At 59.8% G+C, this 15,274-nt stretch carries 13 protein-coding genes; all 13 read left to right on the top strand.

The genetic code is table 11. From position 1 onward, the window contains the following. The first annotated feature begins 9 nt into the window (after nucleotides 1–9). Nucleotides 10–1,506: a thymidine phosphorylase family protein gene (locus AAHE99_RS03765; RefSeq protein ID WP_342114552.1), complete on the top strand. Its 1,497-nt coding sequence runs from the start codon at nucleotides 10–12 to the stop codon at nucleotides 1,504–1,506. After that, nucleotides 1,503–2,402: a ribose-phosphate pyrophosphokinase gene (locus AAHE99_RS03760; protein ID WP_342114550.1), complete on the top strand. Its 900-nt coding sequence runs from the start codon at nucleotides 1,503–1,505 to the stop codon at nucleotides 2,400–2,402. Before AAHE99_RS03765 ends, AAHE99_RS03760 begins: the two co-directional genes overlap by 4 nt. Nucleotides 2,403–2,482: 80 nt before the next feature. Further along, entirely contained in the window at nucleotides 2,483–3,775 is a 1,293-nt protein-coding gene (locus AAHE99_RS03755) for a TolC family protein (protein ID WP_342114548.1), read from the top strand. Beyond that, nucleotides 3,772–4,950, top strand: coding sequence for an efflux RND transporter periplasmic adaptor subunit (locus tag AAHE99_RS03750; RefSeq protein WP_342114547.1), 1,179 nt, complete (start codon nucleotides 3,772–3,774; stop codon nucleotides 4,948–4,950). The genes AAHE99_RS03755 and AAHE99_RS03750 overlap by 4 nt, the downstream gene beginning before the upstream one ends. Continuing rightward, entirely contained in the window at nucleotides 4,943–8,371 is a 3,429-nt protein-coding gene (locus tag AAHE99_RS03745) for an efflux RND transporter permease subunit (RefSeq protein WP_342114546.1), read from the top strand. The genes AAHE99_RS03750 and AAHE99_RS03745 overlap by 8 nt, the downstream gene beginning before the upstream one ends. Beyond that, on the top strand, nucleotides 8,368–10,794 hold the full coding sequence (locus tag AAHE99_RS03740; RefSeq protein WP_342114545.1) for a cation-translocating P-type ATPase: 2,427 nt from the start codon (nucleotides 8,368–8,370) through the stop codon (nucleotides 10,792–10,794). Before AAHE99_RS03745 ends, AAHE99_RS03740 begins: the two co-directional genes overlap by 4 nt. 87 nt (nucleotides 10,795–10,881) lie before the next feature. Further along, complete coding sequence (locus AAHE99_RS03735) at nucleotides 10,882–11,175, top strand: hypothetical protein (protein WP_342114544.1); 294 nt, start codon at nucleotides 10,882–10,884, stop codon at nucleotides 11,173–11,175. A gap of 54 nt (nucleotides 11,176–11,229) precedes the next feature. Beyond that, complete coding sequence (locus tag AAHE99_RS03730) at nucleotides 11,230–11,589, top strand: hypothetical protein (protein WP_342114542.1); 360 nt, start codon at nucleotides 11,230–11,232, stop codon at nucleotides 11,587–11,589. 6 nt (nucleotides 11,590–11,595) lie between these two features. Continuing rightward, entirely contained in the window at nucleotides 11,596–11,835 is a 240-nt protein-coding gene (locus AAHE99_RS03725) for a DUF2933 domain-containing protein (protein WP_342114540.1), read from the top strand. Further along, nucleotides 11,832–12,479: a methyltransferase family protein gene (locus tag AAHE99_RS03720; protein ID WP_342114538.1), complete on the top strand. Its 648-nt coding sequence runs from the start codon at nucleotides 11,832–11,834 to the stop codon at nucleotides 12,477–12,479. Before AAHE99_RS03725 ends, AAHE99_RS03720 begins: the two co-directional genes overlap by 4 nt. Continuing rightward, nucleotides 12,476–12,745, top strand: a complete 270-nt coding sequence (locus AAHE99_RS03715; protein ID WP_342114537.1) for a DUF5676 family membrane protein — start codon at nucleotides 12,476–12,478, stop codon at nucleotides 12,743–12,745. The genes AAHE99_RS03720 and AAHE99_RS03715 overlap by 4 nt, the downstream gene beginning before the upstream one ends. Nucleotides 12,746–12,777: 32 nt before the next feature. Continuing rightward, nucleotides 12,778–14,901, top strand: a complete 2,124-nt coding sequence (locus AAHE99_RS03710; RefSeq protein ID WP_342115012.1) for a copper-transporting P-type ATPase — start codon at nucleotides 12,778–12,780, stop codon at nucleotides 14,899–14,901. Further along, on the top strand, nucleotides 14,898–15,272 hold the full coding sequence (locus tag AAHE99_RS03705) for a hypothetical protein (protein WP_342114535.1): 375 nt from the start codon (nucleotides 14,898–14,900) through the stop codon (nucleotides 15,270–15,272). The genes AAHE99_RS03710 and AAHE99_RS03705 overlap by 4 nt, the downstream gene beginning before the upstream one ends. Nucleotides 15,273–15,274 lie beyond the last annotated feature (2 nt).

Here is a 15,274-nt window from a genome sequence, read left to right as displayed (position 1 = left end):
GAGACTGGCATGCCGACATTGCAAGTTAGGCGCATGCATATCGACACTTATCAGGAGCCGGTCATTTATATGCGGGACGATTGCCATATTTGCCAGTCGGAAGGCTTTGAGGCAAAGTCGCGCATTGAGGTGTGGTATCGGCAGCGCCGCATCATTGCCACGCTTAACGTGGTGGGAACGCCGATCATTGCGCCAGGTGAAGCAGGACTGTCCGAGGCTGCATGGCGCGCTTTGGGGGCTTGCGAAGGGGCTACGGTCGGCGTGGCTCACCTCCAGCCCCTGCATTCTTTTTCGCATGTACGGGGCAAGTTGTACGGCACGCCGCTGGATGATGCGATGGCAGGGGCCATCGTGCGCGACGTGGTGGCAGGTAACTACTCCGATATTGAAATGGCCACCTTCCTGGCAGCATGCGCCGGCGATCGCATGAACCTGCAGGAAATGATCGCGCTGACACGCGCCATGGTCGATGCCGGAAGCCGGCTTAGCTGGAAAGACGCGCCCATTGTCGACAAGCACTGCGTTGGCGGTCTGCCTGGCAACCGCACCACTTTGCTCGTAGTGCCGATCGTCGCCGCCTGCGGCCTGACAATTCCCAAAACGTCGTCCCGTGCGATCACTTCGCCGGCCGGGACGGCCGACACAATGGAAACCCTCGCACCAGTCAAGCTTGGGATCGAACAGATACAGAGGGTCGTTTGGGATGAAGGTGGCTGCATCGTTTGGGGCGGGGCGGTGAACTTGAGTCCGGCCGATGATATCTTGATCCGCGTGGAACGGCCGTTGGACCTCGATAGCGACGGCCAACTGGTGGCGTCCGTGCTATCCAAGAAGATCGCGGCCGGTTCTACCCACGTTCTGGTGGATATCCCTGTCGGCCCCACCGCCAAAGTACGTACGAGTGCGGCTGGCGAACGCCTGGTGTCCAGGCTACGCTCGGTGGGTGACGCTTTTGGATTAACCGTGTGCGGCTTGGTCACTGATGGCACGCAGCCGATTGGGCGCGGGATAGGACCAGCGCTGGAGGCCCGCGATGTGCTGGCGGTCTTGAATGGGGCGACTGAAGCTCCGCGCGACTTGCGAGAGAGGGCTCTGCTGCTCGCTGCGTCGATTGTAGCGATGGGCAAGCTGATCCCAGCGGCTGAGGCGCAAGAGCTCGTACAGCGGGTGCTGGATAGTGGCGCGGCGTGGCGCAAGTTCCAGGCAATCTGCGCGGCGCAAGGGGGAATGCGGGAACCGCCCGTGGCGGGATTCACTTACGCGATGCGGGCCACGCACAGGGGACGCGTCGACAGTATTGACAATCGCAAGTTAGCCCGCATCGCCAAACTGGCCGGCGCACCCAAGTCCGCGGCGGCAGGCATATATCTGCATTGTCCTGTTGGAAGGGCGGTTGAGGTTGGGGAGCCGCTGTTCACCATTCACGCGGAATCCCGTGGTGAACTTGAGTACGCGCGTCTTTACGGTGAATCGATTGCGGCCGTCGTTGCCGTGACGGAGGGATGATGGGCAATCCCCTGCTGTTGTCGATGCCTGGAAATGAGGATATGACTTCCCTGCTGGCGAAAGCGTTGGGATGGGAGATAGGTGTTCTGACAGCACGCCGTTTCCCGGATGGCGAGTCCTACATTCGTTACCAGACGCCAGTTGTCGGACGGGAAGTTGCGCTCGTTTGCACGCTGGTCCATCCTGACGAAAAACTCATTGCCTTGTATCTGGCTGCCAAAACCGCGCGCGAGATCGGCGCAACGCGTATTGGCCTGGTCTCGCCCTATCTTGCCTATATGCGACAGGACGCAGTTTTCAATGATGGCGAAGGCATTACATCGCATCATGTCGCCACGTTGATTGGTTCTGCGGTCGACTGGCTGGTGACGGTGGATCCCCACCTTCACCGAATTCGCGCACTTGATGAGATCTACCCCATCAACACTGGAGTTGCACATGCCGCGCCTGCCATCTTCCGTTGGATTGGCGCCAATCTGGACAAGCCACTAGTGATCGGGCCGGACGCCGAGAGTGAACAGTGGGCCGAAGAGGTGGCCAGCGCAGTTGGGTGCCCGTTCACGGTGCTGGAAAAGACCCGCCACGGTGACCGCGACGTAGAGGTCTCGGTGCCTGACATCGGGCGCTGGCATGGGCATACCCCTGTTCTGGTGGATGATATTGCCTCCACCGCGCGCACCATGATGGCGGCGGTAGCGCACCTCAAGACCACCGCGCTGCCACCGGCGGTGTGCGCCGTGGTGCATCCTATCTTTGCCGGGGATGCGTTCGCTGCGCTGAGCGCCTGCGGCGTGGCGAAGATTGTCGGCTGCAACACTATCGAGCATGCGTGTGCCGGCATTGACATTTCCGAAGCTTTGGCGCTGGCCATGCAATCGGTCACCAGGGGGCGCTGATTTGACCTAGATCATTCCCGTGGGACGTGGCGGCCGCCTAACATGGCCCATAAAACGCAAAAAAAGAACCGGAGCGAGCTATGCGCAAGAAACCCATCGGAGGCTCCAATCGCGGGTCCATAGCCTGGATCGTGGCGGTAGCATTGTTCTTTCCGGCATACTCGGGGCAGACCGCGAACGCCTCACCGCCTGGGCAAGCGTTCGAGCTGACGGATGCGCTCCGCGTTGCGCGCCAAGCCCGGGCCGAACTTAAGGCCTCGTCCTCGCGCATCGAAGCGGCGCGCTTGCGCCCGGTCGTGGTGTCGGCGCTGGATGATCCCGTGATCACGCCAGCCATCGACCATAAGCCGGTGGACAAGATGATGCGCTCTGACCGTAGCTTGAGCATCGAGCAATCCTTCCCACTGTCACATATTCGTTCCCATAAGCGCGCCGCGGCGGAAGCCGATGTTGGACGTGTAGAGGGAGAGTCGCGGCAGGTTCTGCTGAAAATCCAGTCTGAAGTGGCATCGGCATTCTTCATGCTGCACGAGCGAAGACGTATGGTCGGCATCCTCGATAAGCAGGTTGTGCTGGTAGGACAGCTGACACGTATGGCCGCTTCCCGCCATGCGTCCGGAAGCGGGGGCCAACTTGACGTACTGCGGTTGGAGGCGGAGTCGGCGCGTCTTCGCAATCGCCAGTCACTGTTGCAGGCCGAGACCCGGTCTGCAGAGGCGATGCTCAACGCAGCCATTGGACAGCCAACCGGCAGGGCAGTCCCGCCACTGGACACGGAGCGGTTGCTCAGGCAGATCCGCAATGTTCCCAGCACGGCCTCTGCGCTGGAGCAAGCCCTGCAGAACCACCCCGGCGTCCAGATCAGCCAGGCGGAGATCGCGCGCAGCCGTGCCGAAGTCGAGGTTATGAAATCCATGTACAAGCCGATGGCGATGGTCCGTGTCGGTAAGGCCGATACCATGGCTGGTGGGAAGGGCTACATGCTCATGGTTGGCATCAGCGTGCCGATCTGGTTCGACCGCCTTAAGGCTGGCGTAGGGGAGGCCCGCGCCATGCAGAGCATGGCTGAAGCCGACCGCGAGGGTATGTTGAGGATGATCGAGGGAGAGACCATCGCTGCGCTCGAATCTCTGCGCGGAGCTGTCACTAGCCTGGACACCGTTGGTGCCGATATTGTGCCGCGCACCGAAAGGCTGATTGCGCCAGCAGTGGCAGAGTACGCCAGCGGGCGGGCGCCTTTGGTAAATGCACTGGAAGCCATTAAGGCCAGTTGGCAGGTCGAGGAGGACGCTGCGATGGCAGAGAGTGCGCTCGGCGTGGCGTGGGCGCGCTATATGAACGCGGTCGGAAGTTTTGCTGGAGAATCCAATTGAACGCTAAGCTGAAATTGTTTGCAGCATTCGTTGGCGGGCTGGTCTTCGCACTAGTGCTGGCGCGCTGGTGGCCGGAAACGAGGCACGCCACGTCGGCGCCCGCACCACAGCCGGCCCATGGGACTGCGGCAAACAATGGCCGCGCGGAGGTGACTTTGCCTCAGGGGCAGGAACGCAGTATCGGGCTGAGGGCTGCGCCGGCGACCCTGGAGGAGAGCGTTGAAGACCAGCGTGCGGCCGCGACGATCGTTCCTGATGAATCGCGCATCTTCCATATTCATACCAGGGTCAGCGGCTGGGTTGAGAAGCTGCATGTGCCAAACACTGGTGAGCGCGTCAAAGCCGGGCAGCCGATTATCGACATCTTCTCGCAAGAGCTCTACGCATCGCAATTAGACCATCTGGCGGCGCGTGCATTCGTTGGCCCGCCCAGCGCGGTGGTCGAAAGCGGACGGACCCGGCTCAAATTCTTCGGCATGAGCGAGCGTGAGATCGAGGGCATTGAAGCCACTGGCAAGGCTCGCAAGGTAGTGACGCTTTACGCGACCGGAAGTGGCATCCTGGCGCATCGCGGCGTGGCGGCTGGAACCGCAGTGGATCCTTCGACTGAGATCGCTGTGATCCTGGACCTCTCGCGGGTCTGGGCCATTGCCGATGTGCCTGTGGCTGCCACGGACTGGGTGAGAATTGGACAGGTTGCACAACTCCAGTTCGGCCAGCTGTCCAGAACCGCAAAAATAGAGTTCATCGAACCGATGGTCAGCGAGAGCAGGACGTTGAAGGTGCGCTTCGCCCTAGAAAACACGGACGGGTTGCTGCGGCCAGGCATGTATGGGACAGCCGCCATCAAAGCGCCGGCGCGGAAGGCATTGACGGTGCCGCGCGAGGCGGTGGTCGACACGGGCGAGGCGCAGTATGTCTACCAACGGGCGCTTGATGGAAAATATGTTCCGCGCCGGGTAAGGGTAGGTCGCCGTAGCGGTGAGAAGATCGAAATTTTGGATGGGATCGAGCCGGGGGCCATGGTCGTCGTATCAGGTGTATTTTTGCTTGATTCGGAGAGTCGCCTGCGCGGTTCTGGTGGGCAGGCTACCCACGGTGGTCATGGAAGTAGTACGAATCGGCCAGCTCCTGAGAAAACGGTAAAGACAGAAAGCGAGCACCAGCATGATTGAGCGGATCATTGGCTGGTGCGCGACCCATCGTTGGAGTGTGTTCGCGGCAGTCCTGCTGTTGGCAGGATGGGCGGTCAACTCTATACAGAAAACACCGCTCGATGCGCTGCCGGATCTGAGTGACCCACAGGTGATCGTGTTCGTTGAATGGATGGGACGAGGACCGGATCTGGTGGAAGAGCAGGTGACCTATCCATTGGTAAAAGCGTTGCAAAGCACCCCGGGAGTGCGCACCGTTCGCGGCTATTCCATGTTTGGCATGAGCTTCATCTATGTCATTTTCAAGGATAAGACGGACATCTACTGGGCCCGAACGCGTGTCGGGGAGCAAATCGACCGCGCACGGGCCGCGCTGCCACCCGATGTGGCGCCCCAGTTGGGACCCGATGCGACCGGGATCGGTTGGGTATTTCAGTATGTCATTAAGGACGATTCGGGGCAGCTCGATCTGGCCCGCTTGCGCGAACTGCAGGATTTTACGATCCGGCCCGCGCTGCAAGCCGTCGCGGGTGTTGCGGAGGTGGCCTCCCTGGGCGGGTACGAGCGGCAGTTTCAGGTCCTGATGGACGCCGAGAAGCTGCTGCAATACGGGGCGACGCCGAGCGATGTTTCACGGGCTGTGCAAGGGGCGAATTCCGAGGTGGGTGCGCGCGTTCTGGAAATGGCGGGCCGAGAGTACGTTCTGAGGGGACGGGGCTATGTCAAGTCCCTGCAGGATCTTGAGGAAAGCGTGGTCAAACTGGGGCCAGGGGCGATTCCGGTTCGACTTCGTGATGTCGCGACGCTGCAGTACGGCCCGGAGATCCGGCGCGGCGCTGCTGACTGGAATGGCGAAGGCGAGGCGGTGGGCGGCATCGTTGTTATGCGGATCGGCTCTAACGCGCTCCAGGTAAACAGGGCGATCAAGGCGCAGATTGCGGCATTGGCGTTGCCTTCCGGAGTGCGAATCATTCCGACGTATGACCGTTCAGAGCTCATTGAGGGCGCAATCGACAGCCTGGTACAGACCTTGTTGCAGCAGGGTCTGATCATTTCGGCGGTTTGCCTGGTATTCCTGTTCCATGCGCGCTCAGCATTGATCGCCATGATTATCCTGCCGACTTCCGTATTGCTGTCGTTCATAGCATTCCGTTATCTGGGGCTGACTGCCAACATCATGTCGCTGGGTGGCATTGCCATTGCCGTAGGCGAGTTGGCCGATGCGGCGATCGTGCTCATCGAGAACGCACACGTGCGGCTGGCCGCTGCCGGTCCGGACGCCGACCGCAAGCGCATCATTATCGAAGCGTGTCAGGAGGTGGGACGTCCCATCTTCTATTCATTACTGCTCATCACGGTGAGCTTCCTCCCGATCTTTGCCTTGACCGGTCAGGCCGGGCGCCTGTTCGATCCGCTTGCCTATACCAAGACCGTGGCAATGTTCGCTGCGGCGGTGCTCTCGATCACGTTGGCGCCGCCACTGATGGTGCTGCTCTTGCGCGGTCGCTTTCGCACCGAGGAAGAGCATCCCGTTAACCGATTGCTGTCGCGCGCCTTTCGGCCCATTGCACGCAAGGTCATCCAGTGGCGTATCGCCGTAGTGTCGGCTGCGGCGATTGTGGTGATTGCGACAATTCCGATGTTTATGAAGCTGGGTACGGAGTTCCTTCCTCCCCTGAATGAGGGTTCGCTGTTGGTCATGCCGACCACGTTCCCAGGAATCTCGATCGAGGAAGCCAGGCGCGCATTGATTGAACAGGATCGTGCGATCAAGGCTTTTCCGGAAGTCCTCTCTGTCCATGGAAAAACAGGCCGCGCCGAGACGGCGACCGATCCCGCCCAGTTGGATATGAACGAAATCACAGTGGTGCTAAAGCCGCGTGAGCAATGGCCAATGCGGCCCGCCAAGCGTTGGCATGCGGATCGTCGTCTCGGTGTCTTTACACCCATGGTCGAAGCGATTTGGCCCAAGCAGCGGCGCTTTACCCTGGACGAATTGTCTTCGGAAATCGCGAGCGCTCTCCAAATGCCCGGATACCAGATCGCGGTGGCGCCGCCAATCAGGACCCGCATCGACATGCTCTCTACCGGCGTACGTACCCCAGTCGGTGTCAAAGTGCTTGGCGACGACCTTGTGCAGATCGAACGTTTGAGCTTGCAGCTCGAAGGGCTCCTGCGGACTGTACCGGGGACCCGCAGTACGTTCGCTGAACGCCAGACCGGGCGCGAATACATTGACATCATTCCTCGGCGAGACGCAATCGCCCGTTACGGATTAACGGTGGCCGACGTGCACTCGATCGTCGAAGCGGCAGTAGGCGGCATGCCGGTATCGACGATGATCGCGGGGCGTTCGCGGTTCTCTGCGAATGCGAGGTATGCCGCCGACTTCCGCTCCGACCCGGCTGCGCTCAAGGCGTTACTGGTCCCAGTTGCGGTCAGTGGCGCTGCATTTAGCGTACTTCCAGAGCAAGGTGGACGCGGCGTCTCGTCTGCCGCGCCAGCGCTGGCCGCCGCCGGCGGTACGGCAGGGGGAATGTATGGGATGTCCGGCGCCGCAGGCGCGGGTACAGTGGCGGCGGCCAACATGCGGCAGGGCGGCATGCCCCAGGGTGTTGGAAACAATGACCCGGTCGATGCGGGGCGTGTACTGGGTCCAACCGTGCCCCTAGGGGAGTTGGCCGAAATTCGTGTTGTGAGCGGCCCACCCATGATTAAGGATGAGGGGGGCGTACTGGTTGGATTTGTATTCGCCGACTTCGATAGTAGCAAGCGCGATATTGGCGGCTGGGTAAGCGACGCCAAGCGCATCGTGGCGGAAAATTTGACGCTGCCCCCGGGCTATCGTCTGCAATGGACGGGACAGTACGAGTTCATGCAAGAGATGGAGGAGCGGCTGCTGGTGATGTTGCCGATTACCTTCGTGCTGATTGTTGGACTCCTGTATGTCTCGCTACGTGGTTGGCAACAGACTTTGCTCGTTCTGTTGTCGATCCCGTTCGCGTTAGCCGGCAGCGTGTGGCTGCTGTCGATCATGGACTACAACCTTTCGACCTCTGTCTGGGTAGGTATGATCGCTGTTGGCGGCGTAGCGGGCCAGACTGGAATCGTGATGATCGTCTATTTGGACCAGGCCTATCAGCGCTACAGCCAGGAAGGGCGGCTTCGCCAGGCAAGTGATATCGACGAAGCGGTTCTGGATGGCGCTTCGAGCCGCGTTAGACCACTGGTGATGACCGTCGCTACCACGGTGCTCGGCCTGTTGCCTTTGCTTTGGGAAGGTGGCGTGGGCGCCGACCTTACGGCACGCACGGCAGCGCCGGTAGTTGGCGGTCTGCTGTCTTGCATGATTCTGACCCTGCTGGTGCTGCCAGCAGCTTATACGTTATGGCGTCGTCATCAATGGCGCCCGGAAAACGTGAGAATTGGAGAAGGTCAATGAACACCGCAAGGGTGCCTGAGGAAACGGGATTGAGCCAAATGGAGGCAGCACGGCGTCTCGTTGAATGTGGCCGCAATGAGCTGGAAAAAGAACAGCCAAAGTCGCCTTGGCGACTACTGCTTGACCAGTTCCTGAGCCCGCTGATTGGTTTGCTGGTGCTGGCTAGTGCCATCTCTTGGGCGATGGACGAGTGGCTCGATGCGATAGCGATCGCGTGCATCCTCGTTATTAACGGTCTAGTAGGCTTCTTTCAGGAGTATCGGGCGGAACGGGCGATGGCTGCGTTGCGGTCGCTTACTGCGCCTCGCGCGCGAGTGTTGCGTGATGGCGCGAGTTCACTGATCCCTGCAGCAGACGTCGTACCTGGCGACATTCTGTTGTTGGAAGCAGGCGACATTGTGGCGGCAGATGCCCGGGTTACCGCTTCATATGCGTTGGAAGCGAACGAGGCGTCGCTCACAGGCGAGAGTATGTCTGTGGAAAAAGCAATGACTCCGGACAGCCCTTCCACGCCCTTGGCCGAGCGGCATAACACAGTGCACATGGGCACTTCAATCGTCGGCGGAACCGGCGCGGCAGTGGTCATTGCAACAGGTTCGCGCACGGAACTGGGAAAGATTGCACGGCTGCTGCAGTCCGTGTCGGAGGGGCCAACACCATTGCAGGCCAGACTCGAGAAACTGAGCCATTTGCTAATTGGGCTCTGCTTGGCTGTAGTCGCTGTCGTCGCGCTAGTGGGTTTGGTGCAGGGGCAGTCGTGGCAGAACGTGCTCATATCGGCTGTTTCCCTGGCGGTTGCCGCTGTCCCTGAGGGCCTGCCGGCGGTCGTAACCATCGCCTTGGCGCTAGGGATGCAGCGCATGTCGGTGCAGCGGGTATTGGTCCGCAGGCTGCATGCGATCGAAACAATTGGTTGTACAACCGTCATTTGCACGGATAAGACAGGGACGTTGACTGCTGGCGCTATGAGCGTAAGAGAGGTCGTGGCCGAAGACAAGCGTGCGTTGCTGTTTGCGGCGGCAGCTTGTTGCGACGCGGAACTGGCGCCAAGTGGCGGCGGGGTGGGTGATCCAACGGAAGTCGCGCTGCTGATCGCGGCCCGGGAACAGGGAATCGAGCGGGCAGCGCTCGAAGCGGATGTCCCTAGAGTGGCGGTGCTGCCGTTTGATTCGTCCAGGAAACGCATGGCCATTCAACGATCCGATGGCATCCTTTACGTGAAGGGCGCACCGGAATCTGTTTTCCAGCAGGCGACCTATTTGCCTCCAGGAGTCGTGGAGGCGGCGACGGCAATGGCGGCGCGCGGCTTACGCGTTCTGACAATTGCCACGGGACGTATGGCGCGGGAGGAAGAACTGACCGTGTTGGGTCTGGTTGGCATTTCTGATCCCCCACGGCCTGAAGCAATCGCAGCCGTTTCCCAAGCTCAGCAAGCAGGTGTGCGGACCGTCATGATCACTGGAGATCACCCAGTAACGGCCAAAGCAATTGCGCTGGAAATGGGAATCATCCGGCCCGATGAAAGCGCGCGCGACTGGGTGCACGCGCGTGCGACCCCAGAGGACAAACTGCGTATTGTCAGGGAGTGGAAGGCGCGAGGAGCCATGGTGGCGATGACCGGTGATGGGGTGAATGATGCGCCCGCCTTGCGAGAAGCGCATGTCGGGATCGCGATGGGAATCACTGGAACGGAGGTGACACGGGAGGCTGCTGATCTGATCTTAACGGACGACAATTTTGCCAGCATCGTCGCCGCGCTCCGGGAGGGCAGAGGGATCTTTGACAATATCAGGAAGACCGTGGCGTATTTGCTGGCGGGCAATGTGGGGGAATTGGCAGTAATGCTTGGCGCGGCACTACTGGCCTTACCGTTCCCATTGTTACCACTACATATCCTCTGGATCAATTTGGCGACAGATGGCTTGCCGGCCCTGGCGCTGGCAGCCGAACCAACCGATCCTGCGGTGTTATCACGTCCGCCACGTCGGCCCACCGATCCGCTTCTCGGGAGACAGGAGTGGGTGGGAGTCGTGCTGGTAGGGTTCATGCAGGCTGGATTGACTCTTGCCGTGTTTGCCTGGGCGCTGGAGGCGCGGGGGCTGGAACAGGCGCGCAATCTCGCTTTCACCAGCCTTGTGTTTGGAGAACTGTTCCGTTCATTTGGTGCCCGTAGCGCGGACAAGACCATCTTTGAGCTTGGCTTCCTTACGAATGGGCGCCTATTTGCGGTCGTGGTGGCCTCGGTCATAGCGCAATTGCTAATTCATCATGTGCCTGCTTTTGAGGCGGCGCTACAGATTGCGCCTTTGTCGATTGAGGATTGCCTGTTGTCCTTCGCCATAGGGAGTGTACCGTTGTTGGTGCTGGAAGCATGGAAGGTGGGACGGCGCAAGCTCAGGTCCTCTCAGAAGAAAGTGACTTGAATGTAAAAAATGATCTATATCATGGTTAGTCGCGCTCGCGGGGGGTAAGGTGATTCCAGATCTTTCCCGCGTAACCGTAAAGGAGTGATGATGAAAACCAACCTCAGCCTAATCCTTAGCCAGATCGTCGCCTCTCTGGCATTTGTCACAGTACTTCCAGCCTCGAGCGCGGACGCTCCGAAGGAAAAGTCAGCCCAGTCCGATGTGAAGTCCTCCGCCCCTGCACAAGCTGACAAAGAAAAGAAGTCCACCGTTACGCCGCACAACCACATGCGCGATGGTAAAGGCTTGTGGGTGCCGGAGAGGAAGTCTCGCAAGGAGAAGAAGCCGGAAGCCAGTGGGGCTGGCAAATCGGCATCGGCAGGCGACACGAAGAACTAGGCTCGAACCGAAGACCCGTTCAAAGCAGCCGCACTAAACCTTAGGAGATCCATCATGAGTACACGAACTGCCGGGATGTTAATGATTAGCCTTGCCCTCGCTTCTGGCAGCGTGTTTGCCGGCCCGGATGAGTCCATGCGCGTTGCACAGCGAATGGCTGCGGCAGCCAAGCAAAAGCTCGCCGCTGCGGAAGCAGCAAAAGGCGCCGAACAGCGTGACCTCATGGCCCAGCACATGAAGATGATGGAGGATGCCATCAATCAAATGCGCTCAATGAAGCCTCCAAAAGAAATGTCCATGCAGGAGCACGAGCAATGGATTGCCGAGCACCAGGCGCTCATGCAGCAAATGATGGAGCAGATGCTAAGCGAGCATCGAATGATGAAGGACGCCTGCAGGACAGAGCGACATTAGGAGGTCATGATGAACAATGCACCGCGCAGGCGTGCCCGGTGGGTGCTGTATGGCTTCCTGGCAGTCGCTGCATTCTTCCTCTGGTCGGAACATCGTGCGCATTTGATGGGAGTGTTACCCTATTTGCTGCTGCTCGCGTGCCCGCTCATGCACCTATTTCACCATCACGGCCACCACGTTGGCCATGTGGGTCATGGCGTAGAAATGGAATCCGAGTCGCACAATCGCAAGGAACACTTGCCATGAAACATGACGACGCCTATGGCTTGTGGACGCTGGTCGCTCTGAACGCCGCCATCTTTATCATCTTCGCTTTCAGCTTTTCCCGGCCGCGTAGCAGCCGCGACTGGCGCTCGCTGGGCGCTTTTTCAGCGTTCATCGTAGCGTTGTTCACGGAGATGTACGGCTTCCCACTGACGATCTACCTGCTGATGCCGTGGCTGTCCAGCCACTTCCCGGGCATTGACTTTTTGTCTCATGATGCCGGGCACTTGCTGGAAATCGCGTTCGGCTGGCGTCTCAATCCGCATTTCGGCCCATTCCACCTGATCAGCAATCTGTTGATTCTTGGCGGATTCATCATGCTGGCATCCGCATGGAACGTTTTGTTCAAATCGCAACAAGAACGCCGACTCGCGACAACAGGATTGTATGCACGGATCAGGCATCCGCAGTACGTCGCGTTTGTCGTGATAATGTTCGGGTTCCTGCTGCAATGGCCGACATTGTTAACCCTTCTGATGTTCCCGGTTCTGGTCGTTGTGTACATGCGTCTTGCGCATGCCGAAGAGCGCGATGCGGAGGCGGTCTTCGGTGACATCTACCGCGAGTACGCACGGGTCACGCCCGCGTTCGTTCCTTCCATCGGGCGACAATGGAGTGGATCATGAAACCCGTTGCGAGTGGATGCGCTCTAGCCCTGACAGTTCTGCTGTTCTATAGCTTATGCACAGTGGCGGCCCTTTGGTGGCCCGATGCCTTCGTCGCATTTGTGAGCGATCTGTTCCACGGCATGGACTTTGCGCGGCTGATGCCTGGACAAGGCTACAATTGGCGTTCCTACTTCAGTGCGGCTTGGGTGATGGGATTGTGGGCCTTTGCGATGGGATTCACATTCACCTGGCTGGCACGCAAGTTCGGGGGAGGCGGACACTAGTGGAAGCTAGCGCAACGATCTATACATGCCCGATGCACCCCGAGGTGCGCCAAAGCGCGCCCGGAAATTGCCCCAAGTGCGGAATGACGTTGGAGCCTGTGCTGCCACTGCTCGATGAAGAAGGCGATTCCGAGCTTAAGTACTTTGTGCGGCGCTTCTGGTGGACGCTGCCCTTGACGGTGGTCGTCACGGTGCTGGCGATGCTCGGACCACGACTCTTCCCGCACGGCTTGGCTGGTCAAAGCTGGATCGAACTGGCGCTGGTGACGCCCGTCGTGCTATGGGCGGGCTGGCCGTTTTTGGTACGCTGCGTGGCATCGGTCCGTAATCTGGCCCCGAATATGTGGACGTTGATCGGCGTGGGCGTGTTGGCGGCATTTGGATATAGCGTCCTGGCGACCTGGATGCCTGGCATTTTTCCTCCGTCATTCATGGAGCACGGGCGAATTGGAGTCTATTTTGAAGCCGCCTCGGTGATCGTATCACTGACTTTGCTGGGTCAGATACTTGAACTCAAGGCGCGATCTCAGACGTCGGCGGCCATCAAGTCGCTGCTGGGTTTGGCGCCTAAGATGGCGCGGCGGATTCGGGATGATGGTGCGGAAGATGACATCCCGCTTGCACACGTCCATGTCGGCGACCTGTTGCGCATCCGTCCGGGGGAAAAAGTGCCCGTGGATGGAGCCGTCGTCAGCGGCGACAGCGCGATCGACGAATCGATGCTGACGGGCGAGCCGCTGCCAGTGACGAAGCACCCAGGAGACAAGGTGGTCGGCGCCACCCTGAATACCAGCGGCAGTTTGGTGATGAGGGCGGAACGCGTCGGTGGGGAAACGATGCTGGCGCAAATTGTGCACATGGTCGCTCAAGCGCAGCGCTCGCGTGCCCCAATGCAGCGCCTGGCCGACGTCGTGGCAGGTTACTTCGTCGTGGCGGTGGTAGTGATCGCGTTCGTGACGCTCGCGGTATGGGGCCTTTTCGGCCCGCAACCTAGCTGGGTATTCGGTTTCGTCAATGCTGTGGCGGTTCTGATCATCGCGTGTCCCTGCGCTTTGGGATTGGCGACACCAATGTCGATCATGGCCGCGACCGGGCGCGCGGCGACCCTGGGTATCTTGTTTCGCGATGCGGCTGCCATCGAGGGCATGCGCCAGGTAGACACGCTGATCGTGGACAAGACAGGCACGCTGACCGAGGGCAAGCCCGTCTTCGATACCGTCGTGGCTGCGCCAGGGTGGCAGGATTCGGAGGTTTTGCGTCTGGCCGCCAGCCTGGACCAGGGCAGCGAACATCCACTGGCGCATGCCATCGTGGCGTATGCGCGAGCCCAAGGTCTCGCGCTGGCGGCAGCGTCGCAGTTTGAATCGGCGAGTGGCATCGGTGTGCGCGGCGAGGTCGAGGGCAAGTATCTGTCGCTTGGGAACTCTGCCATGATGGACGCTGATGGCGTGCCGTGGGAAGAGCTTGGCGAAGCTTCCGAACTATTGCGCGGGCGTGGTGCCAGCGTCATGCTGTTGGCGGTCGACAAGCAACTCGCTGGGATTTTGGCGGTTGCCGATCCCATCAAGGAGAGCTCTTATGAAGCGTTGCGGGTTCTTCTCGGCTTGGGCGTCCGCGTTATCATGGCGACCGGAGATGGCCCGACCACAGCGCGCTGGGTCGCGCAGCAACTTGGCATCGGAGAGGTACATGGGGAAGTCAAGCCGCAAGATAAACTTCAGCTGGTCGAACAACTACAGCGTGAGGGATGCGTGGTGGCAATGGCAGGGGACGGTATCAATGATGCGCCGGCACTGGCTAAAGCAGATGTCGGCATAGCGATGGGTACTGGGACGGACGTGGCGATCAACAGCGCCCACATTGCCCTGGTCAAGGGCGACCTGCGCGGCATCGCGCGTGCCAGGGCAATTTCGTCGGATGCGGTGCGCAATATGCGGCAGAATTTGACCTTTGCTTTTGTCTACAACGCACTTGGGATTCCGCTCGCTGCCGGTTTGTTGTATCCAGTGAATGGCATGCTGTTGTCGCCCATGGTCGCAGCCTTGGCGATGAGCCTCAGTTCGGTCTCAGTGATTACCAATGCGCTGCGACTGAGGCACGCTGGCAAGCCGGTGGACTTGAAAGGCGCACCGAACAGGGATATGATCGCGCCATGAAGATGTGCCGTCGATCCAGATTTGTCGCCGCAGTGGTGACGCTCTTCAGTCTGCTGTTCATGCAGTTGGCTGTGGCGTCCTATAGCTGCCCGAAAGGTGGGGATCTGGCAGCGGCTGGTGTCAATTGCGCTGGCATGGACGCCAGCCAGCCGAGTCTTTGCAAGGCGAAAGCTGTCGACCAGGCGGCGAAACAATCGCTGGACAAACCTGATGCGCCGCTGGTATTGCCCTTCTTTGCGGCTGACTTCGCAGGCCATGTCACACCAGCAAGTTGGACACCGATACCTTTCTACGGTGCAGTCGCACCGCCTGACTGGGGACGGCAAGTCGCCCCACCTATTGCCATTGCGCATTGCTGTTTCCGAATTTGACT

Source organism: Pseudoduganella sp. OTU4001 (assembly GCF_038440195.1).
Taxonomy (GTDB): domain Bacteria; phylum Pseudomonadota; class Gammaproteobacteria; order Burkholderiales; family Burkholderiaceae_D; genus Rugamonas.
Note: the sequence above shows the minus strand (reverse complement) of the source record. Positions and strands in the feature narration are given on the sequence as shown.